General features: G+C 66.7%; 15 protein-coding genes. 3 read left to right on the top strand and 12 right to left on the bottom strand.

Features of this window, described 5'->3' with window-relative positions; all coding sequences use genetic code 11:
* Positions 1-48: 48 nt before the first annotated feature.
* Positions 49-636, top strand: a complete 588-nt coding sequence (locus ASC55_RS15155) for a hypothetical protein (RefSeq protein WP_055870121.1) — start codon at positions 49-51, stop codon at positions 634-636.
* Between the two features lie 102 nt (positions 637-738).
* Here ASC55_RS15155 and rpoC read toward each other — a convergent pair whose 3' ends face one another.
* From rpoC to ASC55_RS15125, 6 genes are all read right to left on the bottom strand, one after another.
* Positions 739-4,614, bottom strand: a complete 3,876-nt coding sequence (rpoC, locus tag ASC55_RS15150; protein ID WP_055870118.1) for a DNA-directed RNA polymerase subunit beta' — start codon at positions 4,612-4,614, stop codon at positions 739-741.
* A gap of 80 nt (positions 4,615-4,694) precedes the next feature.
* Complete coding sequence (gene rpoB, locus ASC55_RS15145) at positions 4,695-8,198, bottom strand: DNA-directed RNA polymerase subunit beta (RefSeq protein ID WP_055870115.1); 3,504 nt, start codon at positions 8,196-8,198, stop codon at positions 4,695-4,697.
* Between the two features lie 301 nt (positions 8,199-8,499).
* Positions 8,500-10,206 carry an ABC transporter ATP-binding protein gene (locus ASC55_RS15140; protein ID WP_082524382.1) on the bottom strand — a complete coding sequence of 569 codons (1,707 nt, stop codon included), beginning with the start codon at positions 10,204-10,206 and terminating at the stop codon, positions 8,500-8,502.
* The gene (locus ASC55_RS15135; RefSeq protein ID WP_055877183.1) at positions 10,203-11,168 is read right to left on the bottom strand and encodes an ABC transporter permease; all 966 of its coding nucleotides are present in this window, start codon (positions 11,166-11,168) and stop codon (positions 10,203-10,205) included. Before ASC55_RS15135 ends, ASC55_RS15140 begins: the two co-directional genes overlap by 4 nt.
* A 34-nt stretch (positions 11,169-11,202) precedes the next feature.
* Positions 11,203-12,207, bottom strand: coding sequence for an ABC transporter permease (locus ASC55_RS15130; RefSeq protein ID WP_017828176.1), 1,005 nt, complete (start codon positions 12,205-12,207; stop codon positions 11,203-11,205).
* A gap of 87 nt (positions 12,208-12,294) precedes the next feature.
* Positions 12,295-13,968 carry an ABC transporter substrate-binding protein gene (locus tag ASC55_RS15125; protein WP_055870104.1) on the bottom strand — a complete coding sequence of 558 codons (1,674 nt, stop codon included), beginning with the start codon at positions 13,966-13,968 and terminating at the stop codon, positions 12,295-12,297.
* A 163-nt stretch (positions 13,969-14,131) separates the two neighbouring features.
* Here ASC55_RS15125 and ASC55_RS15120 point away from each other — a divergent pair, with 163 nt between their 5' ends.
* Positions 14,132-15,052 carry a sugar kinase gene (locus ASC55_RS15120; RefSeq protein ID WP_055877179.1) on the top strand — a complete coding sequence of 307 codons (921 nt, stop codon included), beginning with the start codon at positions 14,132-14,134 and terminating at the stop codon, positions 15,050-15,052.
* 29 nt (positions 15,053-15,081) lie between these two features.
* Here ASC55_RS15120 and ASC55_RS15115 read toward each other — a convergent pair whose 3' ends face one another.
* The 6 genes from ASC55_RS15115 to ASC55_RS15090 all read right to left on the bottom strand — a co-directional run bounded on the left by ASC55_RS15115 (position 15,082) and on the right by ASC55_RS15090 (position 21,067).
* On the bottom strand, positions 15,082-15,948 hold the full coding sequence (locus ASC55_RS15115; protein WP_055870098.1) for a MurR/RpiR family transcriptional regulator: 867 nt from the start codon (positions 15,946-15,948) through the stop codon (positions 15,082-15,084).
* 14 nt (positions 15,949-15,962) lie between these two features.
* The gene (locus tag ASC55_RS15110; protein WP_055877174.1) at positions 15,963-17,480 is read right to left on the bottom strand and encodes a glycoside hydrolase family 3 protein; all 1,518 of its coding nucleotides are present in this window, start codon (positions 17,478-17,480) and stop codon (positions 15,963-15,965) included.
* Positions 17,477-18,310: a carbohydrate ABC transporter permease gene (locus ASC55_RS15105; protein ID WP_017828171.1), complete on the bottom strand. Its 834-nt coding sequence runs from the start codon at positions 18,308-18,310 to the stop codon at positions 17,477-17,479. Before ASC55_RS15105 ends, ASC55_RS15110 begins: the two co-directional genes overlap by 4 nt.
* Entirely contained in the window at positions 18,307-19,281 is a 975-nt protein-coding gene (locus tag ASC55_RS15100; protein ID WP_055877170.1) for a carbohydrate ABC transporter permease, read from the bottom strand. The genes ASC55_RS15105 and ASC55_RS15100 overlap by 4 nt, the downstream gene beginning before the upstream one ends.
* A 15-nt stretch (positions 19,282-19,296) precedes the next feature.
* Complete coding sequence (locus ASC55_RS15095) at positions 19,297-20,586, bottom strand: sugar ABC transporter substrate-binding protein (protein ID WP_055870092.1); 1,290 nt, start codon at positions 20,584-20,586, stop codon at positions 19,297-19,299.
* Between the two features lie 220 nt (positions 20,587-20,806).
* Positions 20,807-21,067, bottom strand: a complete 261-nt coding sequence (locus ASC55_RS15090) for a hypothetical protein (protein WP_055877168.1) — start codon at positions 21,065-21,067, stop codon at positions 20,807-20,809.
* Positions 21,068-21,189: 122 nt separating this feature from the next.
* Here ASC55_RS15090 and ASC55_RS15085 point away from each other — a divergent pair, with 122 nt between their 5' ends.
* Positions 21,190-22,458 (top strand): LCP family protein, encoded by a 1,269-nt coding sequence (locus tag ASC55_RS15085; protein WP_055877165.1) that lies wholly within the window; start codon positions 21,190-21,192, stop codon positions 22,456-22,458.
* Positions 22,459-22,475 lie beyond the last annotated feature (17 nt).

Below are 22,475 nucleotides of genomic sequence, written 5' to 3'. Positions count from 1 at the left end.
ACCGCGATCCTCTGCCATCCCGACACCGATGCGCAGTACGGTGTGGCCATGAAGCCCCGACTCACCGGCGCTGCCGCGGCACTCCTCCTCCTCGTCGCACTGACCGCCTGCACCCCGCAGACGGGCGGCGCGAGCGCTTCGCCGAGCCCGGCAGGGAGCGAGACGGCCGACCCCGAGCAGACCGGCTCGCCGTCGCCCAGCCCCACGCCGACCAGCGCACCCGTCGCGCTCCCGACCGACTGCCGTGCGATCCTGTCGGACGCCGTCCTGGCCGAACTCGGGGAGACACCGCTCAACGACGCCGCCTTCGGCCCTTCCGGTGTGGGCTCCGACGGCACTCTGACGTGCATCTGGGCCGACCCCGGCGCCGACACGACCGGTCTCACGACCACGATCTCCCGGATGAACCGCGGACCCGCGCTCGACATGTTGAACGCTCTCGCGAACGATGAGGGCTTCTCCTGCTTCACCCCGGACGGCGGCACGCGCTGCGAGAAGACCTGGCCCAATGCGCAGTACCCGGTGACCGACGGCCGCACCCTCTTCTGGCGGGAGGATGTGCTCATCGACACGCGCTACTCGAACCTGGCGCCGAGCGGGTACACCTCGAGCATCGTGGAGCACCTCTTCGGCTGACCGCGTCCACCGCGCGGCTACCAGGCGCCACGCGACTGCACCAGGGCACGAAGAAGGCCCCAGGCGAATCGCCTGGGGCCTTCTCAGTCACTCAGCACTCAATCAGTTGTAAGTGCCGGGGGTGATGTCGTCCGTCGAGAACGCGTCGAAGTCGACGTAGCCGAAGTCACCGTCAGCGTACGCGCCGTCGGATGCGAAGATCCGGTTCGGGTAGCGCTCGCTCTTGGCTTCCTCGGTGGCCTCGACCGTGACGTCGCGGTACTTCGAGAGACCGGTTCCGGCGGGGATGAGCTTACCGATGATGACGTTCTCCTTGAGACCGACCAGCGGGTCACGCTTGCCCTGCATCGCAGCCTCGGTGAGCACGCGGGTCGTCTCCTGGAAGGAGGCGGCCGACAGCCACGACTCGGTCGCGAGCGACGCCTTCGTGATACCCATCAGCTCCGGACGGCCCGACGCGGGGCGCTTGCCCTCTGCCACTGTCTCGCGGTTGATCGACTGGTAGCGCTTGAGGTCGACCATCTCACCCGGCAGCAGGTTCGTGTCGGCGTGATCGACGACGGTGACCTTGCGGAGCATCTGACGGACGATGACCTCGATGTGCTTGTCGTGGATCGGCACACCCTGCGAGCGGTACACGCCCTGGACGCCGCCGACGAGGTAACGCTGCACCTCGCGAGCACCCATGACGCGCATGATCTCCTTGGGGTCGAGCGTGCCCACCAGGATCGGCTGACCGACCGTGACGTGCTGCCCGTCCTCGACGAGAAGCGTCGCACGCTTCAGCACCGGGTAGATGACCGGCTCGTCACCGCTGTCGGGCGTGAGGATGACCTTCTTGCCCTTGTCGGTCTCGTCGATCGTGATGCGGCCATCGGCCTCGGCGATCGGCGACGCGCCCTTGGGGGTACGCGCTTCGAAGAGCTCCTGCACACGGGGAAGACCCTGCGTGATGTCATCCGCCGATGCCGAACCACCCGTGTGGAAGGTACGCATCGTCAGCTGGGTACCGGGCTCACCGATCGACTGGGCCGCGATGATGCCGACGGCCTCTCCGATGTCGACCGTCTTGCCGGTCGCGAGCGAACGGCCGTAGCACTGCGCGCAGACACCGACAGCCGAGTCGCAGGTCAGGACCGAGCGCACCTTGATGCTCTCGACACCGAGTCCGACGAGCTTGTCGATCAGCACGTCACCCACGTCGTCACCGGCCGAGGCGAGAACCTCGCCCGACTCGTTCACGACGTCGGAGGCCAGCGTACGAGCGAACACCGAGTTCTCGACGTTCGCGTCGCGCACGAGCTCACCCTGCGAGTTCGGAGCGGCGATCGGGAGCTCGAGGCCCTTCGACGTGCCACAGTCCTCTTCGCGGATGATGACGTCCTGCGAGACGTCCACCAGACGACGGGTCAGGTAACCCGAGTCGGCGGTACGCAGAGCGGTGTCGGCCAGACCCTTACGGGTACCGTGCGTCGCGATGAAGTACTCCGCAACCGACAGACCCTCGCGGTACGAGGAGATGATCGGACGCGGGATGATCTCACCCTTGGGGTTGTTCACCAGACCACGCATACCGGCGATGTTCCGGATCTGCAGCCAGTTACCACGAGCACCCGACGACACCATGCGGTTGATGGTGTTGTCCTCGGGGAAGTTCGCCTTCATGGCGGCCTGAACCTCGTCGGTGGCCTCGGTCCAGATCTTGATGAGCTCCTGGCGACGCTCGGAGTCGGTCGTCAGACCCTTCTCGTACTGCGACTGGACCTTCGCGGCCTGCTTCTCGTAGCCGGCGACGATCTCCGCCTTGTTCGGCGGGGTGAGGATGTCGCTCAGGGCGACGGTCACACCGGAGCGCGTGGCCCAGTAGAAACCGGCGTCCTTGATGCGGTCCAGCGACGCAGCCGTCTCGACCTTGGGGTACTCCTCGGCCAGCTTGTTGACGATCTGCGACAGCTTGTTCTTGTCAGCCTGCTCGCGGACGAACGGGTAGCCCTTGGGCAGCGTGTCGTTGAAGATCGCCTGACCCAGCGAGGCGTCGACGAGACCGTGACGCTCGTAGCCCTCGGGAGCTTCGCCCTCGAGGAAGGTCAGACCGGGGATGCGGATGCGGATCTTCGCCTGCAGGTCGAGGGAACCCTCGTCCTTGGCCAGGATCGCCTCGCCCACAGAACCGAACGCACGTCCCTCGCCGGCTGCACCCTCCTTGACCGTGGTCAGGTGGTGGAGGCCGATGATCATGTCCTGCGAAGGCAGGGTGACCGGACGACCGTCAGACGGCTTCAGGATGTTGTTCGACGCGAGCATCAGCACACGTGCCTCGGCCTGAGCCTCGACCGACAGCGGCAGGTGGACAGCCATCTGGTCACCGTCGAAGTCGGCGTTGAACGCCGCGCAGACGAGCGGGTGCAGCTGGATGGCCTTGCCCTCGACGAGCTGAGGCTCGAACGCCTGGATGCCGAGGCGGTGCAGCGTGGGTGCACGGTTCAGCAGAACCGGACGCTCACGGATGATCTCCTCGAGCACGTCCCAGACCTCGGGACGGGTGCGCTCGACGGCGCGCTTGGCCGCCTTGATGTTCTGCGAGTGACCGAGGTCGATCAGGCGCTTGATGACGAACGGCTTGAAGAGCTCCAGAGCCATCTGCTTGGGCAGACCGCACTGGTGCAGCTTCAGCTGCGGCCCGACGATGATGACCGAACGGCCAGAGTAGTCGACACGCTTTCCGAGCAGGTTCTGGCGGAAACGACCCTGCTTACCCTTCAGCATGTCGCTGAGGGACTTCAGGGCACGGTTGCCGGTACCGGTGACGGGGCGACCACGGCGACCGTTGTCGAACAGTGCGTCGACGGCCTCCTGCAGCATGCGCTTCTCGTTGTTGACGATGATCTCGGGGGCACCGAGGTCGATCAGACGACGAAGACGGTTGTTGCGGTTGATCACGCGACGGTACAGGTCGTTCAGGTCACTGGTCGCGAAGCGGCCACCGTCGAGCTGGACCATCGGGCGCAGCTCCGGCGGGATCACCGGGACGACGTCGAGGACCATCGCGGCCGGGCTCATGCCGGTCTCGAGGAACGAGCTGACGACCTTGAGGCGCTTGATCGCACGGATCTTGCGCTGGCCCTTGCCCTCGGAGATCTGCAGACGCAGGTTCTCCGCCTCGGCGACGAGGTCGAAGGCCGCAAGGCGGCGCTGGATCGACTCGGCACCCATGTAGGCCTCGAAGTACTGTCCGAACCGGTCCTGCAGCTCGTGGAAGACGTCGTCCTCCGGGCGCAGGGCGCCGACCTCGAGGGTGCGGAAGTCCTCCCACACGCGCTCCAGCTTCAGGATCGCCTCGTCGGCACCCTTGCGGATGAGCGACATCTCCTTCTCGGCGGCGTCCTTGACCTTCTTCTTGGCGTCGGCCTTGGCACCCTCCGCCTCGAGAGCGGCGAGCTCCTCCTCCAGCTTGGCCAGGCGCTCCGCGATCTTGGAATCGCGGCGGTCGCCGAGCGTCTTCAGCTCGAGACGGATGTTGTTCTCCTGCGTGCCCAGGTCGCGGTGACGAGCTTCCTCGTCGACCGAGATGACCATGTAGGCGGCGAAGTAGATGACCTTCTCGAGGTCCTTCGGCGCCATGTCGAGCAGGTAGCCCAGACGCGAGGGCACGCCCTTGAAGTACCAGATGTGGGTGACGGGAGCGGCGAGCTCGATGTGACCCATGCGCTCACGACGGACGGAGCTCTTGGTGACCTCCACGCCGCAGCGCTCGCAGACGATGCCCTTGAAGCGGACACGCTTGTACTTGCCGCAGGCGCACTCCCAGTCGCGGGACGGGCCGAAGATCTGCTCTCCGAAGAGACCATCCTTCTCCGGCTTCAGGGTGCGGTAGTTGATGGTTTCGGGCTTCTTGACCTCGCCGTAGGACCACGCGCGGATGTGGTCTGCGGTCGCCAGGCCGATGCGAAGCTCATCGAAAGTTGTGGACTCGAGCACTAGTTCTCCTGTGTCGGAAATTCTTTTTGAGAAGTCTGCTGGGGTGTGCCCGGGAGTTGGATCCCGGGCACACCTGCGGATTAGATCTCGTCGATCGAGGCGGCCTCGAAGCGGCTGGAGATGTTGATACCGAGCTCTTCTGCGGCGCGGAACGCCTCATCGTCGGTGTCGCGGAGGTTCACCAGCGTGCCGTCGGCCGAGAGGACCTCGACGTTCAGGCAGAGCGACTGCATCTCCTTCATGAGCACCTTGAAGGACTCGGGGATGCCGGGCTCCTGGATGTTCTCGCCCTTGACGATCGCCTCGTACACCTTGACGCGGCCGAGGATGTCGTCGGACTTGATCGTGAGGAGCTCCTGGAGCGCGTATGCGGCGCCGTAGGCCTCGAGGGCCCACACCTCCATCTCACCGAAGCGCTGTCCACCGAACTGCGCCTTACCACCGAGCGGCTGCTGGGTGATCATCGAGTACGGACCCGTGGAGCGTGCGTGGATCTTGTCGTCGACCAGGTGGTGCAGCTTCAGGATGTACATGTAGCCCACCGAGATCGGCGCCGGGAACGGCTCGCCGGAGCGGCCGTCGAACATCTGGGCCTTTCCGGTGGAGTCGATCAGACGCACACCGTCGCGGGTCGGGATGGTCGCGTCGAGGAGACCTGCGATCTCCTCCTCGCTCGCACCGTCGAACACCGGGGTGGCGACCTTCGTGCCGGGAGCTGCCTCGAAGGCCTGCTCCGGCAGACGGGATGCCCACTCCGGGGTGCCCTCGACCTTCCAGCCCTGCTTCGCGATCCACCCGAGGTGGGTCTCGAGGACCTGACCGAAGTTCATTCGACCGGGGATACCGAGCGGGTTGAGCACGATGTCGACCGGGGTGCCGTCCGCCATGAACGGCATGTCCTCGATCGGGAGGATCTTCGCGATGACACCCTTGTTGCCGTGACGGCCGGCGAGCTTGTCACCCTCGGTGATCTTGCGCTTCTGGGCGATGTAGACCACGACGCGGCGGTTGACGCCAGAGCCGAGCTCGTCGTCGCCGTCCTCGGCGTTGAACTCCTTGACCGCGATGATCGTGCCCTGCTCGCCGTGAGGCACCTTCAGGGACGTGTCGCGGACCTCGCGGCTCTTCTCGTTGAAGATCGCGCGGAGCAGACGCTCCTCGGCCGACAGCTCGGTCTCACCCTTCGGCGTGACCTTGCCGACGAGGATGTCGCCGGGGCGGACCTCGGCACCGATGCGGATGATGCCGCGCTCGTCGAGGTCCTTCAGCAGCTCCGGGCTGACGTTGGGGAGGTCACGGGTGATCTCCTCCTTGCCGAGCTTGGTGTCGCGAGCATCGACCTCGTACTCCTCGATGTGGATCGAGGAGAGGGTGTCGTCCTTCACCAGGTCCTGGCTCAGGATGATCGCGTCCTCGAAGTTGTAGCCCTCCCACGTCATGAAGGCGACGAGGAGGTTCTTTCCGAGGGCCAGCTCACCGTTCTCGGTGGCGGGGCCATCGGCGATGACCTCTCCGACCTCGACGCGCTCACCGGCGTTGACGACGACCTTCTGGTTGTACGACGTGCCCTGGTTCGAGCGGTCGAACTTGCGGAGGTGGTACTCCTGCGTTCCGCCCTCGTCGAGCATGACGACGACGCGGTCTGCGGAGACCTCGGAGACGACACCGGCCTTCTCGGCGGTGATGACGTCACCGGCGTCGATGGCCGTGTAGCCCTCCATACCGGTTCCGACGAGCGGCGAGTCGCTGCGAAGCAGCGGCACAGCCTGACGCTGCATGTTGGCACCCATGAGGGCGCGCTGTGCGTCGTCGTGCTCGAGGAAGGGCACGAGCGAGGTCGCGACCGACACCATCTGGCGCGGCGAGACGTCGATGTAGCCGATGTCCTCCGGGAGGAACATGTCGACCTCACCGCTACCGCCCTTGGGACGGGCCAGGACGTGGCTCTCGATGAAGCGACCCTTGGCATCGAGCGGGGCGTTGGCCTGCGCGATGTTGAAGTCGACCTCTTCGGAAGCGGTCAGGTAGTCGATCTGGTCGGTGACGACGCCACCCTCGACCTTGCGGTACGGGGTCTCGATGAAACCGAACGAGTTGATGCGCGCGAAGGTCGCGAGAGCACCGATCAGACCGATGTTCGGGCCTTCAGGCGTCTCGATCGGGCACATGCGGCCGTAGTGCGAGGGGTGGACGTCACGGACCTCGACGCCGGCGCGGTCACGCGAGAGACCACCGGGGCCGAGCGCGGACAGACGACGCTTGTTCGTCAGACCCGCGAGCGGGTTGTTCTGGTCCATGAACTGCGACAGCTGCGACGTTCCGAAGAACTCCTTGATCGCGGCGACGACGGGGCGCACGTTGATCAGGGTCTGCGGGGTGATCGCCTCGATGTCCTGCGTGGTCATGCGCTCGCGGACGACGCGCTCCATGCGGGACAGACCGGTGCGGACCTGGTTCTGGATCAGCTCGCCGACCGCGCGGATGCGACGGTTGCCGAAGTTGTCGATGTCGTCGGTCGCGAGACGGATCTCGGCCTTCTTGCCACCGCGGATGCCCGTGAAGGTCTCCTCGGTACCGGCGTGCAGACGCACGAGGTACTTGATCGTGGCCACGATGTCCTCGACGGTCAGCACCGAAGAGTTCAGCGGCTGGTCCAGGCCCAGCTTGTGGTTGATCTTGTAGCGACCGACCTTGGCCAGGTCGTAGCGCTTCGGGTTGAAGTAGAAGTTGTCCAGCAGCGCGCGCGCGGCCTCGGCAGCGACCTGCTCGCCCGGACGGAGCTTGCGGTAGATGTCGCGGAGCGCATCTTCCTTGGTGACGATCGTGTCCTTCGCGAGCGTCTCCTCGATCGAGGTGTAGCCGGCGAACTCGGCGAGGATCTCCTCGCTGGTCATGCCCAGCGCCTTGAGGAAGACCGTGACCGACTGCTTGCGCTTGCGGTCGACGCGCACGCCCACCTGGTCGCGCTTGTCGATCTCGAACTCGAGCCATGCTCCACGGCTCGGGATGACGCGAGCCGACACGATGTCCTTGTCACTCGTCTTGTCGGGGGTCTTGTCGAAGTAGACACCCGGCGAGCGCACGAGCTGCGACACGACGACTCGCTCAGAGCCGTTGATGATGAACGTGCCCTTGTCGGTCTGCAGCGGGAAGTCGCCCATGAAGACCGTCTGGGTCTTGATCTCACCCGTGAGGTGGTTCATGAACTCGGCCTCGACGTACAGCGGAGCGGCGTAGGTCTTGCCACGCTCCTTGCACTCCTCGATCGAGTACTTCTCCGGCTCGAGGTAGGGGTTCGTGAACGACAGCTGCATCGTCTCGCCGAGGTCCTCGATAGGAGAGATCTCCTCGAAGATCTCGCCCAGACCGCTGTTCTCGTTGACGTCGGTGCGACCCTGCTTCTTGGCCTCGGCCACGCGCGCCTTCCAGGCGTCGTTGCCGACCAGCCAACCGAAGGATTCGGTCTGCAGGGCGAGAAGGTCAGGGACCGTCAGCGTGTCGGAGATCTTGGCGAACGAAAGACGGGATGCTCCGCGTCCGTTCTTGGTGGTGGTGGATGTGGATGCGTTGCGAGCAGCAGCCAAGGGAATAACCTCCGTGAGCCCCGCAGGGCTTCTCGATTCCTTTGTCGTCAGGTGGAGTGTGCGCCCGGGAACTCAACAGATGCCGACCACCATATGAGGGCAGGGAGAAGCGAGCGCAACTACCTACTATACGCACGATTATGCGACATGGCAAGCGCAGTCCTTGACCAATCTCGGAAGCTGCGGTATGAGTGCCCCTGCGGGGACGCCGAGACCCACCTTCTGTGTCGAGACCCACCCCCGCAGACGACTGCGGAGATGGGTCTCGACGAGCGGGGTGGGTCTCGGCGGACGACCGTCGTCAGGAGGCGATGCCCAGCTCGTTGCCGGGAATCGACGCCAGCAGACGCCGGGTGTACGGGTCGCGGGGGTTCGTGAAGATCTCCTCCGAGGTGGCGGCCTCGACGAGCTTGCCGTCCTTCATCACGCACACGTAGTCGCTGATCAGTCGCACCACCGCGAGGTCGTGCGAGATGAACAGATAGCTCAACCCGTACTCGCTCTGCAGGTCGCCGAGCAGCTTCAGGATCTGGTCCTGCACGAGCACATCGAGCGCCGACACCGGTTCGTCGCACACGATCAGATCGGGCGAGAGGGCGAGGGCACGGGCGATCGCGACGCGCTGCCGCTGCCCACCGGACAGCTCGGACGGGTACCGACGCAGCATCGACTGCGGCAGAGCCACGTCATCCAGCAGCTGACGCACGCGCCTGCGTCGGTCGGCGCCACTTCCCCTCTTGTAGAACTCCAACGGTTCGGCGATCAGGCGCTCGATCGTGAACATCGGGTTCAGGCTCGAGTACGGATCCTGGAAGATCGGCTGCACCTGCTGCCGGAACTCCTTCGTCTCCGCCCGAGTCAGCGACGCGATGTCCTTGCCCTCGTAGCGGATCAGCCCGCTGGTCGGCTCGATCACCTTGAGCAGCATCCGTGCCGTCGTGGTCTTGCCCGAGCCGGACTCGCCCACGATCGCCACGGTCTCGCCGCGCGGGATCACCAGCGACACGTCGTCGACGGCTACGAAGTCCTCCCCGCGTCCGCGCACCGGATACACCTTGGTGAGGTTCTCGATCTCGACGATGTTGTCGGCGGGAGCCGTCTCGGCGACGGTGCTCGCCTCCGCTGCCCTCTCCTGCACACGGAACGCCTCCGGCTGCAGGCGGGCCGCGGCGACCGAGGGGGCCGCCTTCACGAGCGACTGCGTGTACGGATGCTGCGGGTCCTCCAGGATCTGCCGGGCATCGCCCTGCTCGACCACCTTGCCGCGATGCATAACGATCACCCGCTCGGCACGCTCTGCCGCGAGCCCCAGGTCGTGTGTGATGAGCAGCACGGCCGTTCCCAGCTCGCGAGTCATCTGTCCGATCTGGTCGAGGATCGTCTGCTGCACCGTGACGTCGAGGGCGCTCGTGGGCTCGTCGGCGATCAGCAGTCGGGGCTTGCACGCCAGCCCGATCGCGATGAGCGCGCGCTGACGCATGCCGCCGGAGAACTCGTGCGGATACTGCTTCGCACGTCGCGCCGGGTCGGGAAGGCCCGCGGCGGTCAGGGCCTCGACCACCTTGGTCTGCACGTTCTGCCGTGTGGCGAGGCCGTGCGCGAGCAGCGTCTCCGCCACCTGGGTGCCGATCTTCGCGACCGGGTTCAGGTTGGACATCGGGTCCTGCGGCACGAGACCGATGTCACGACCGCGGATCGCGCGCATCTCATGCTCCGACGCACGCGAGATCTCCTTCCCGTCGAGGCGGATGCTGCCGGAGGCGATCTTGCCGCCCCCGGCGAGCAGCCCGATGATCGCCATCGCGGTGGTGGATTTGCCCGAGCCGGACTCCCCCACGATCGCGACGGTCTCGCCGGGGCGGATCTCGAGGTCCACGCCCTCCACGGCGTGCACGACACCGTCCATGGTGGCGAAGTCCACGGCCAGCCCCTGGACCGACAACAGCGGTTCGGTCGACATCTGCTTCTCCTTCGCGGCGCTCACGGCGCCGTCTTCCCGCGCGTTCATCGTGCCCTCGTCCGGGGATCCATCGCCTCGCGCAGCGCCTCACCCAGCAGGGTGAAGCCGAGCGCGGTGACCGCGATGCAGATACCGGGAAGGAAGGCGAGCCACGGCGCGATGGCCAGCTCGGACTGCGCGTAGGTGAGCATGCGGCCCCACTCCGCCGTCTCCGGACGTCCGCCGCCGAGGCCGAGGAACGACAGGGCCGCCGCATCGATGACGGCGGTCGCCAGCGTCAGGGTCCCCTGCACGATCACCGGACCGATGGCGTTGGGCAGCACATGCGACATGGTGATCTTGCCGCGACCGAGACCGAGGGTCTGCGCGGAGAGCACGTAGTCGCTCGACCGCTGCTGCAGCATCGACGCGCGCAGGAGGCGAGCGAAGATCGGCACCTGCGATGCACCGATCGCGATCATGATCGCGAACGGGGTCTGACCGAGGATCGCGGCGATCGACACCGCGAGCAGAAGATTCGGCACCGACAGGATGATGTCGACGATGCGCATGATGAGGGTGTCCACCCATCCGCCGAACGTACCGGCGAGCAGGCCGAGGATCATGCCCCCGACCAGACCCATCGCGGTGGAGATGACGCCGATCATGAGCGACGCCTGCGCGCCCCAGATGAGCTTGGACAGCACGTCGCCGCCGAAGCGGTCCAGGCCCAGAGGGAACTGCGGCAGCTCTCCCGGACCCGGGATGTAGGTGGGCGTGATGTACTTCGCACCCGGCAGCGCCGTCTCCGGAAAGGGAGCGAGCAGGGGCGCGAGGACTGCGATGAGCAGGAACGCCAAGACGATGGCCGCGCCGATCCACGCTGTCGGATTGCGACGGAGGCGACGGAACACGTCCCGCCAGAATCCGCCGGAACCGTTCTTCAGATCGGCCTGGGCGATCGCGACGGTGTCGATGCTGCCGCCGCTCTCTGCCGAAGGGCCCTGGGCGGGCGGGAGGGCGATGCTCATACGACCGCCTCCTTTCGCACGGTGGGGAGTGACATCACTGCACCCTCACTCTCGGATCGATGAAGCTGTAGGAGACGTCCACCGCCAGGTTGATCAACGCGTATGCGATCGCGATGAAGATGATGAACCCTTGGAGGACGGGGAAGTCCCTGGTGAAGATGGCTCTCGCCAGGAACGAGCCGATGCCAGGGAAGGCGAACACCGTCTCGGTGAGCACCGCCCCCGAGATCAGCAGCCCCGTCTGCAGGCCGATCGTGGTGATCACCGGGAGCATGGCGTTTCGCAGGATGAAGCGGTTGCGCAGCGTCGGCGACCCGACGCCCTTCGCCCGACCCGTGCGCACGTAGTCCGCGTTCTGCACCTCCAGGACACTCGCCCTGGTGATGCGGACGATGATCGCGAGTGGGATGGTGCCCAGTGCGAGCGCCGGCAGGATCAGATGCAGGATCGCATCCCATGCGGCATCGAACTCTCCGGTGATGATGCCGTCCCACACATAGAACCCGGTGGGATGGGTGGCATCTATTCGTGGATTCTGGCGTCCGTCCGAAGGCAGCCATCCCAGCTGCACCGCGAAGACGTACTTCAGGATGAACGCGAGGAAGAACACCGGGATGGTGATGCCGATCAGGCTCAGCACGACCGAGGCATGGTCGGTGAACTTGCCGTGACGGCGAGCCGCCCAGTACCCGAGCGGGATGCCGATGCCGACGGCGAAGATGAGCGCCATGACGCTCAGCTCCAGCGTCGCGGGGAACCGGCGGAGGAACTCCTCCGTCACCGGCCTGTTGGTCTGGATCGAGGTGCCGAAGTCTCCCTGGAGAAGGCGTCCGATCCAGATGAAGTACTGCTCGATGAGGGGCTTGTCGAAGCCGTAGAGCTCGTTGACTCTCGCGACAGCCTCTGGCGTGGCCTTCTCGCCGAGCAGGGCGACCGCGGGGCCGCCGGGGAGGGCCCTGACCCAGGCGAACAGCAGGATGCTGAGCCCGAACAGGGTGGGAATGAGGAACAGCAGTCGCCTGCCGATGGTGCGCAGCACGAAGATCTCCGTCGATCAGAAGGTACGCCGTTCCCCCGGTCCCGCCGAATGCGCGGGACCGGGGGTCGACATATCAAGTGGTCAGGCCTACTTGGTGAGGACGATGTCCGTGAAGACCTCGTCGTTCACCGGGCTGGCGGGGTAGCTCTTCACGCGCGGGTCGAACGCCAGGGTCGGCGCCGGGTGCGCGAGCGGGACTCCAGGGATGAACTGGGCGACCATCTCGTTGATCTCCTCGTACAGCGCCGTCTGCTCCTCGAGGTTGGAGACGCCGCGCGCCTCGTTCAGCTTCTGGAACAGCTCGGGGTTGTCGAAGCCCCACTCGGAGCTCTGCTGGCCGAAGAAGACGCCGACGAAGTTGTCGGTGTCGTTGTAGTCGCCGGTCCAGCCGAGCAGGTGGATGCCGTGATCCGCGGTGCCGGTGGTGCGGTCGAGGTATTCGACCCACTCCTCCGAGACCGGGGTGGTCTCGACGCCGACCTCGGACAGCTGGGACGAGAGCACCGTGAAGATCTGCTCGGGGTCCGGCATGTAGGGACGCGAGACGTTGACCGGGTAGTTGAAGGTGAGCTTCAACGGGTTCGCCTCGGTGTACCCGGCCTCGGCCAGCAGCGCCTTGGCCTTCTCCGGGTCGTAGTCGTAGGTCGTGACATCGGGGTTGTAGCCGTTGACGACCTCGGGCACGAACTCGATCGCCTTCTGGGTGCCCTCAGGGAGCACCTGGCTGATCAGCGCGTCCTTGTCGACCGCGTAGGACAGAGCCTCACGGACCTTCGGGTCCTGCAGCTCCGGGACCGCCTGGTTGAAGGCGAGGTAGAGGATCGTGAACGGCGGGCGCGAGACCATCGTGAAGCCGTCGTCTTCGAGGGCCTTGGTGTCGGCCGGTCCGACGAGGTCGTACCCGTCGATCGAGCCGGACTCGAGCGCCTGACGGCGAGCGGTCGGGTCGTCGATCGTGCGGAAGATGATCTCGTCGATCTGTCCGGCGTCGCCCCAGTAGCCGTCGTAGGCCTTGAGCGTGACCTGCTCGCCCGGTGCCCACTCGTCGAACGCGTAGGGACCGGTACCGACCGGGTGACCCATCGCGTACTCGGACAGCTGCGGGGACTCCGCCGAGCCGCTGACCTCGTCCGCACCGAACTCCTGCATCGCCGAAGGGCTCTGCATCGAGAAGGACGGGAGCGAGAGGGAGGCGACGAAGCCGGCGAACGGCTTGTTGAGGTCGATCGTGACCGAGTAGTCGCCGTCAGGGGTGCAGGACTTGTACACGGCGTCGGCCGGGTTGGAGGCGTACCCCTTGAAGAGCTTGTTGTAGTAGTAGCCGAACGCCTCGGACGCGGCGAGGCCGGTCCAGTTGAACCAGCGGTCGAAGTTCACGCAGACGGCTTCGGCGTTGAACGGCGTTCCGTCCTGGAATGTGACGTCCTCCTTCAGCGCGAAGGTGTGGGACATGCCGTCCTCCGACGACTCCCACGACTCGGCGAGCAGCGGCGCAGGGTCCGCGGTGCCGGGTTCGGTGCCGACGAGACCTTCGAAGATCTGACGCGAGACGCGGAAGCTCTCGCCGTCCTGAGCGAAGGCGGGGTCGAGGCTCGCCGGGTCGGAGGAGGCGGCGAAGACGAATGTCCCGTCGACGTCGCCCGAGCCTTCGGACCCTTCATCGCCACGCTCGCTGGCGACGCAGCCCGCGAGGGCGAGCGCCGCGATCGTGGCTCCGGTTACGGCGATGAGTCCTCGCCGACGCTTGACTGATTGGTGCATTGTGTGACCTTCCCTGTCGGGCGCTTCATTGCGCGTCCCGAGGCTTCTTCGCCTCGGGGACGGTGATGACTCGACGGTACCCAGCAGATCCTCAGATGCCAAACGCATCCAGGTTGCAATCCGATATCGGCGCGACAGACATCGATCCGGTAGTGTCCAGATCGTGCCCGACACCACCCCGCTCGCCGTCTGCTTCGGCGAGGGCATGGTCGCCCTCGTCGCCGCCACCGCCGGTCCTCTCGAGGGATGCCGGACCTTCCACCGCTCCCTGGCAGGGGCCGAGTGGAACACCGCGATCGCCCTGGCATCGGCGGGCATCCGCACCTCGGTCCTCTCCCGGGTGGGAGACGACGGCTTCGGACGCTTCCTCACCGCCGAGCTGCGCGACCACGGCGTCGACGACTCCGCGGTCGAGGTCGACGGAGATGCGCCCACCGGCCTGTATGTGAAGGAGCTCTCGGCTCGAGACGACGGCGCGGTCGACGGAACCATGCACTACTACCGCGCCGGCTCGGCCGCTGCGGCGATCTCACCCCAGACCCTGACCACGCCCGTGGCATCCGCTCTCCTCGCCGAAGCGGCGCTCGTGCACACCTCGGGGATCACCCCCGCGCTGTCTGCCTCGGCGCTCGCTGCCCAGGAGGCCCTTTACACGCAACGGCACCCCGACCGGCTGCTCAGCTTCGACCTGAACTGGCGACCCGCGCTCTGGCGAGGCCGCGAAGAGGAGGGTCGGAGGATGGTCTCCGATTTCGCTGGTCGCGCGGACATCGTGTTCTGCACCCGCACCGATGCGGAGGTGGTGTTCGGAACGAGCGACCCGCGCCGGCTGCGCTCGCTGTTCCCCCGGCCGCGGTACCTGCTCGTGACCGACCCGAATGGTGCGGTCGCCTTCGACGGCACGGAGACCGCCGACAGCGACGCCCTCGACGCCCCCGTGGTGGAGACGATCGGAGCAGGAGACGCCTTCGCGGCCGGCTTCCTCGCCGGCATCCTCACCGGCCTGTCGCTCACGGGAAGCCTCGCGCGGGGACACCGCATCGCGACGCGCGCGCTGGTCAGCACCCGCGACCACGTCGACTGACGCCCCGGCCGGACGGAGAATCCGGAAGGTCAGGTGCGGCGGCGCGCGGGGACCGCGTCGTGGGTCCGTTGCAGCGAGACCGCGACCGGCTCGCCGCGGTGCTGCACGACGCGCACGAACAGCACGTCGACGAGGGCGAGCTGAGCGATGCGGCTCGACATCGCGGCCATCCGGAACGGGGATTCGTGCGCATGCGTGAGCAGCACGACATCCGCCGCCAGCGCCAACGGCGAATCGGGGGCGCTGGTGACCGCCACTGCGAGGGCGCCGGCATCGCGGGCGACCTCGAGCGCGCGCAGAGTCTCGGCCGTCTCCCCGCCGTGGGAGAACGCGATCGCCACATCGTCCGCAGTGCGCAGCGAGGCCGTGGTGACCGCGAGGTGCGGGTCCGACGAGTGCGAGACCGAGCAGCCGATGCGCGACAGTTTCAGCAGCAAATCCTGAGCCGTCAGTGATGACGCCGCCTGTCCGAAGAGATCGATGTGACGGGCGTCGACCACCGCACGCGCGACCCTGTCGAGGGCGACCGCATCGAGGGCGAGCGCCGTCTTCTCGATCGCGTCGATCTCCTGCGCGGCGAGCTTGGCGGCGATCGCCGTCGGACCGTCGTCGGGGTCGATCGCCGTGGTGTCGAGACCGAACCGGGCCTGCTGCGCCTGTTCCAGCGTGACCGCACGTGCCACAGCCACCCGCAGCTCGCGGTATCCGCTGTACCCGAGTGACTGGGCATAGCGGGCGACCGTCGAGAGCGAGGTGTGGCAGAGCTGGGCGAGATCGTTGATGGCCAGATCGACGACGAGTGTCGGGTCTCCCAGGATCGTCTCCGCGACGCGCGCCTCGGCAGCGCTCACCTTGGGGAGCGAGCGTCGCACCCGAGCGAGAACGTCATCGTCCATGAGGGATCCCTGTCTCAGCCGGCGCTGGTCATCCTCTGCTGCACAGTGAAGCACCCCAGGAGTGCTTCACGCGCCGTCTGCGCACCGAGCCTACTGGCTGCGGCGACCTCCACGGTCGGCAGCGGCAACGGGCTCACGGTGGGAAGACCCACGTTGACGACGACAGCGCGGGGATCACGCACGGCAGCGCGTTCGACGAGCGCACGCTGCGCGGCATCCGTGTCGGGCCGATCGATCAGGAGCACGGTGGTCCCTGCCGCCGCGGTGACCTCGTCGAGCACACGATCCTGTTCGGACTCCGGTGCGGATGCCACGTCGAGGCGCACGCGCAGCCCCTCCTCCGCGAGCGCGCTCGCGACGTAGGAACCGGCGCTGTCGACGGCGAGCGTCGATCGGCGACGCGCATCGATCACGGCGAGCTCGGATGCCGTCTCGAGGGCGCCGCCGGAGATCGTCACCACACGGCGCACGATCTCGGCCGCGTCGAAGTCGTCCGTCGGCTCCTCCTCGTCGGCGGCAGCGGCTGCCGCACGGAGCTTGGTCGCGAGAGCCGCGACCCGGCCGGCGGCCTCCTCGACGCGCGCCCGGGAGAGCGAACCGTCACGCAGCGCGGCGATGATGCCGTCTCTGGCCGCACGGAAGTCCTGCTCATCCTGATCGGGAAGAGCGGCATCACCGGGGTTGGTGGGGTTCCCGATGCAGAGGAGGTCTGCTCCGGCGGCGAGTGCCAGGGCTGCTCCCCCACCGAGTCCCACCGTCTCTCGGATCGCGGCCATGTCGAGCGCGTCGGTGATGATGACGCCCTCGTAGCCCCAGTCGCGCAGCATGCCGAGCACCCGCGGGTTGAGCGTCGCGGGCTGCTCCCCCCACGCCGGGACCACGATGTGCGCGGTCATGACGGCGTCAACTCCGGCGTCGATCGCCGCACGGAAGGGCTCCAGGTGCACCCGCTCGAACTCCTCGAGATCGAGCGTGATCTCGGGGAGCGAGTGATGCGAATCCATGTGGGTGTCGCCGTGGCCGGGGAAGTGCTTGACGCAGGCGGCGACCGCCCCGTCCTGGATGCCGTCGATCGTCGCGACCACGTGCCGGGAGACCAGCGCCTCGTCATCGCCGAACGCCCGCACGCCGATCACCGGGTTGCGGGGGTCGGTGTTGACGTCGGCGACCGGACCGAGCACCACGTTGGCGCCGACCGCCCGCACACGTCTGGCCAGCTCCGCACCGGTCTTCTCGGAGGCGACGAGGTCGTCGAGCAGACCGAGCTGGGCGGCTCCGGGGACGGTCGATCCGGTGGCCGACTCGAGCCGGGTGACGCTGCCGCCCTCTTCGTCGATGCCGATCAGGGCGTCGGGGTTCGCGTCGAGGATCGCGGCGCTGAGAGCCGGAAGCCCCTCGCCGACGTTCTGCCCGAAGTACACGACTCCGGCCAGGCCCTCACGCAGTTCGTCACGCAGCCACTGGGGCGCTTCGGTGCCGAAGAAGCCCGGCCACAGCACGCCGTTCGCGAGACGTTCGAGGTCGTCGGTCATCCCTTCACCGCTCCTGCCACCATGCCGGAGGCGAGCTTGCGCTGCACTAGCACGAAGAAGATCATGACGGGGACGGTGATGATGGTCGACGCGGCCATGATGCTGCCCCAGTCGTTGGAGTGCAGTCCGAAGAACGACTTCAGACCGATCGAGACCGTGTACTGGTCGGTCTGAGCGCCGAGGATCGTCATCGCGAAGATGAACTCGTTCCACGCCGTGATGAAGCTGAAGATGCTGGTCGCCACGAGGCCGGGCATGACGAGCGGCAGCAGCACCGAGCGGAACATGCGCCACCAGCTCGCACCGTCGATGTACGCGGCCTCTTCGAGCTCGACCGGGACGGCGGCCACGAAGCCGCGCAGCATCCAGATCCCGAAGGCGAGCGACAGTGCGACGTAGACGACCATCAGGCCGAGGATGCTGTTGAGCAGCCCCAGGCTCTTGACCTGCAGGAACAGCGGGATGACGAGCGCCTCGAGCGGCACCATCTGCACGATCAGGATCATCATCAGGATCGTGGTGCGGAACTTGAACTTGAACCGTGCGACGGCGACGGCGGCGAGCAGACACACGAGCGCGCTCACGAGCACGGTGACCAGCGCCACGATCGCCGAGTTGCGCAGGTATGTGCCGAATCCGCCGTCGGTGAGCACGAACGCGAAGTTGTCCCACGTGAACTCCTGCGGGAGCAGCGACTGCCCACCACTGGAGGCCTTGCCGTCGAAGGCACTGGAGACCATCCAGTAGACGGGGAACAGCGTGAAGATCAGGACCGCGGCGACCGCGATTCCGATTCCGATGCGGGAGCGGAGCCTCGGGCGCGGGTTCACAGCTCGTCCTCCTTCATGAGGGAGCGGATGTAGACGATCGTGATGCCGATCAGGACGAGCGTGAGCAGCACGGCGAGCGCCGCACCGAAGCCGTAGCGGTTCTGACCGAAGGACTCCACGTACGACCAGACGCCGAGGTTCAGCACCTGACGGTTGCCACCGCCACCGCCGGGCATCAGGTACACCTGGGCGAAGACCTTGAAGTCCCAGATCGTCGACAGGATGATCACGACCGAGAAGACGGGCTTGAGCGTGGGGAAGATGATCTTCCAGAATCGGCGCCAGGCGCCGGCGCCGTCGAGGGCTGCAGCCTCGAGCATCTCCTTCGAGACGCCGAGCAGTCCCGCGAGCACCGTGATGGCGACGAACGGGAATCCGTGGTGCACCACGTTCAGGAGCACGATGGCGTAGAACGACCACTGGTTCGTGAACCAGTTGACCGGGTCGTCCATGAGACCGAGGTCACGCAGCACGGCGTTGAAGATGCCGCGGTCGGCATCGAAGATGAAGGTCCAGACATAGGTGCCGGTCACGGCGGGCATCGCCCAGGCGACCATGATGCAGCTGGAGACGATGACGCGCCAGGTGGTGCCCAGACGCGCGAGCAGCAGAGCCACGAGCGTGCCCACGGCGACGGTGACGAACACCGCCACAGCGGCGAAGCCGACCGTGTTGGGCAGCACCACCGTCCAGAGAGTCGGGTTGGTGAGCGCCTCGACGTAGTTGTCGAGACCGATCCAGTTGTTCTCCCCGGTGTTGATCTCGCGCAGGCCGTAGTCCTGCAGCGAGTAGATGAACACCTGGATGAGCGGCCAGAGCATGAGCACCGCGAGGATGGCCAGCCCGGGCGCGAGAAGGAGCCAGGGGCGGGCCGCGACGATCGAGAGACCGCGTCGCTTCCGGCCGCCGGCCACGGAGGCGGAGGTGGGCTCCGCCTTCGTGGCCGGCAGTGGCGCTTGCACCATCGACATGGAAGGAGTGCTTCCTTACTTCTGGTTGAGCAGTTCGGTCATCTCGGCTGCGGCGTCCTTCGTCGCGGTCGCGACGTCCTTCTGCCCGCTGAGGATGGCCTGAATCATGGAGTTGGTCGTCTTCTTCGCCTGCACGGCGCCGAAGTTCGGGGTGACCGGGACGGATGCGCCGCCATCGACCATCTGCTCGGCGAACGGTGCGACCAGCGGGTCGGTCGAGGCCAGTGCCTCTTCCATCGCGGACTGGACGCCCGGGAAGTACCCGGTCTCGTTCGACCACTGCTCAGCGAGGTCGCCCGTGGTCACGAGCTTGACGAACTCCCACGCCAGGTCGGCGTTCTTGGTCGTGTTGAAGATCGAGAGGTGCGATCCGCCGAGAACGGAGGGAGCGATGCCGCCGTCTTCACCCGGGATGACTGCTGCACCGATCTTGCCCTCGAGGTCGGGGTTGGTCTCGAGGAGCTTGTTCGGCGTCCAGGAGCCGGAGAGCATCATGGCGACATTGCCCTGCGTGAACGCGTCGCTGAGGTCGGTCTCCTTCCAGGTGGTGGCACCTGCGGAGGAGAAGCCGTGCTCGGTGGCCAGGCCCGTGTAGAACTCGATGCCCGCCTGCGATTCCTTGCTGTCGAGCTCGCTCGTCCAGGTCTTGCCGTCCTTCGTGGCGATCTCGCCGCCGGCGCCCCAGACCCAGGGGTAGACCTGGAACTCGGCGTCACCGGGAACGGGGAAGGGGAGCATGTCGGGCTTGGCGGCCTTGATGGCCTCACCCGCGGCGACGATGTCGTCCCACGTCTTCGGAGCCTCGAGTCCGAGCTCCTCGAACACGTCGGCGCGGTACACGAGCGAGCGGACGCCGGCGTACCACGGCATGCCGTACAGCTCTCCGTCGTAGGTGCCGGCGACTTCGAGACCCTCGACGAGGTCGCCGCGGAGGCCCTTCTCGGCGTCGACGTACTCGTCGATCGGCAGCAGCGCGCCGGCGTCGGCGAACTCGGCGGTCCAGGTGGTTCCGGTCTCGGCGATGTCGGGAGTCGTGCCACCGGCGATGGAGGTCACGAAGCGGTCGTGGGCGTCTGCCCACTGGATCTCCTCGATCTTGACCGTCGCGCCGGTCTCCTCCTCGAAGGCGTCGGACACCTTGTCGTAGAAGGCGGAGGCGTCGGGGTTGGTGCCCTTCATGATCCAGACGGTGAGCTCCTGGCCCTTGCCGTCGGTGGAGGCGGCGTCGGTGCCGCCGGCGCAGCCGGCGAGGGCGAGCGTGGCCACGGCGCCGAGCGCCACGGCCGAGAGAATGCGCTTGTGCATTGCGGGGATCTCCTCTTTGAAAAGTCCTGGCAAGCATCGGGTACTCACCGGGGGTTAGGAAAAAGTATCCACGACTAACTAATTACCTGCAAGTTCCTCTCACAATCGTCATGCGGCCGTAACATCAGCTCCACAACCGCATGCGGCCCCGGGGAGCATGCTCCCCGGGGCCGCGCGCGTGCAGGTCCGGACGCAACCGGAGCCTAGCGCTCTCCGCGACTCAGCCGATCACGGCGATCCAGGGCCCGGCAGCCGTCGGCAAGCCGAACCAGGTCGGCCCCGCATAGGTGCAGCCCTGACGGATCTTCTTACCTTCGGTGACAGCTTCGCGCACGGTGTGCTGACACGTGTATTCAGACGTGAAGCGAAGCGTCCCGATCTCGACGCTGGTCGCCATCTGGCCCGCGCTGACGGCCCCCGCCACCAGTGCTGCCGTCACGGCCGCCGATGCCAGCCACTTGGCCCTCTTCTTGTTCTTCATGTTTCTCTTTCCTCCGATCGACTCCGCGCTAGGGCGCGGAAATCACGACATTAACAGAGCTGGCGAACGGATCGGGGAACTCGACGGATGCCCATTTCAGGTTCCCCCGGTAGGCTCCCCGGATGGTTCGCCGCACCCCTGACAAGGACCGTTCGACGGTCGCCCGCCACGCGACGCTCCCCTCCCCCGGGCCCGCCAGAGGATTCCTGAAGATCGCCGGGATCACGCTGGGTGTCGTGCTGGTCTCCGCGATCGCTGTCGCCGCGTTCGTCGTGACCGACTACTTCAACCGCTTCAACGAGGGCGCCGTCACGCTGGAGGACGCTCCCGAGGTCGAACCCCCCTCCATCAGCGCCTTCCCCGGCGAGTTCAGCGTGCTGCTGATCGGCACCGACGAGTGCGGCGAAGTGTCGACGGGCCTGCTGGGCGAGCGCTGCTCGGAAGCGGACGGCGGGATCCTCAACGACGTGAACCTGCTCGTGCATGTGTCGGCGGAACCGCGCAAGGTCACCGTGATCTCGTTCCCCCGCGACCTGATGCTCGAGACCCCCGAGTGCACCCTGCCCGACGGCTCCGTCGCCTCGGCGACGCGCAAGACCCAGATCAACTCGATCTTCCAGCGGGCGGGCATCTCATGCGTGGCGAAGACCATCACCGACCTCACCGGCGTGGAGATCCCCTTTGCCGCCAAGATCGACTTCGACGGGGTGATCGACGTCACCGACGCCATCGGCGGGGTCGAGGTGTGCATCGGTGGCGAGGGCATCCGCGACGACCAGACGGCCATCGACTGGGAGCCGGGACCGCGCACGGTCTCGGGCTACGAGGCGCTCCAGTTCATCCGCACGCGGCACGGCGTCGGCGACGAGAGCGACATGGCACGGGTGTCGAACCAGCAGCAGTACATGTCTCGTCTGGTGAAGAAGATCATGAGCGACGAGGTGCTCTCCGACCCGGGCAAGGTGCTGGGGCTCGCGAACACCGTCGTCGACAACATCGACCCGAGCGACAAGCTGGCCAACCCGGTCCGGCTCGCCCAGCTCGCACTGTCGGTCAAGGATGTGCCGTTCTCGGAGTTCGTCTTCCTGCAGTACCCGGTGTTCGCCGACCCCGACGATTCCGACCGCGTGATCCCGAACCGCGACGCCGCGGCCACCATCTGGGACGCCCTGAAGGCGGGCCAGCCCGTGCAGCTCACCGGCGATGTCAGCAACAACGGAGGCGTCGAGCTCGTCGAACCGGCACCGGGCGCCGAGGCGGAGGTTCCGGCGACGGATCCCGCGACCGACGCCCCCGCGACGGAGGCTCCGGTGCCGCGCGCGACGCTCGACTCCGCCATCTCCGGGCAGACGGCGGAGCAGGAGACCTGCGCGAACGGCAGGCAGCGCTGACGCTGTGCCCCCAGCGC

This window comes from Microbacterium sp. Root322 (assembly GCF_001425645.1).
In the GTDB taxonomy this organism is placed as follows: domain Bacteria; phylum Actinomycetota; class Actinomycetes; order Actinomycetales; family Microbacteriaceae; genus Microbacterium; species Microbacterium maritypicum.
Note: the sequence above shows the minus strand (reverse complement) of the source record. Positions and strands in the feature narration are given on the sequence as shown.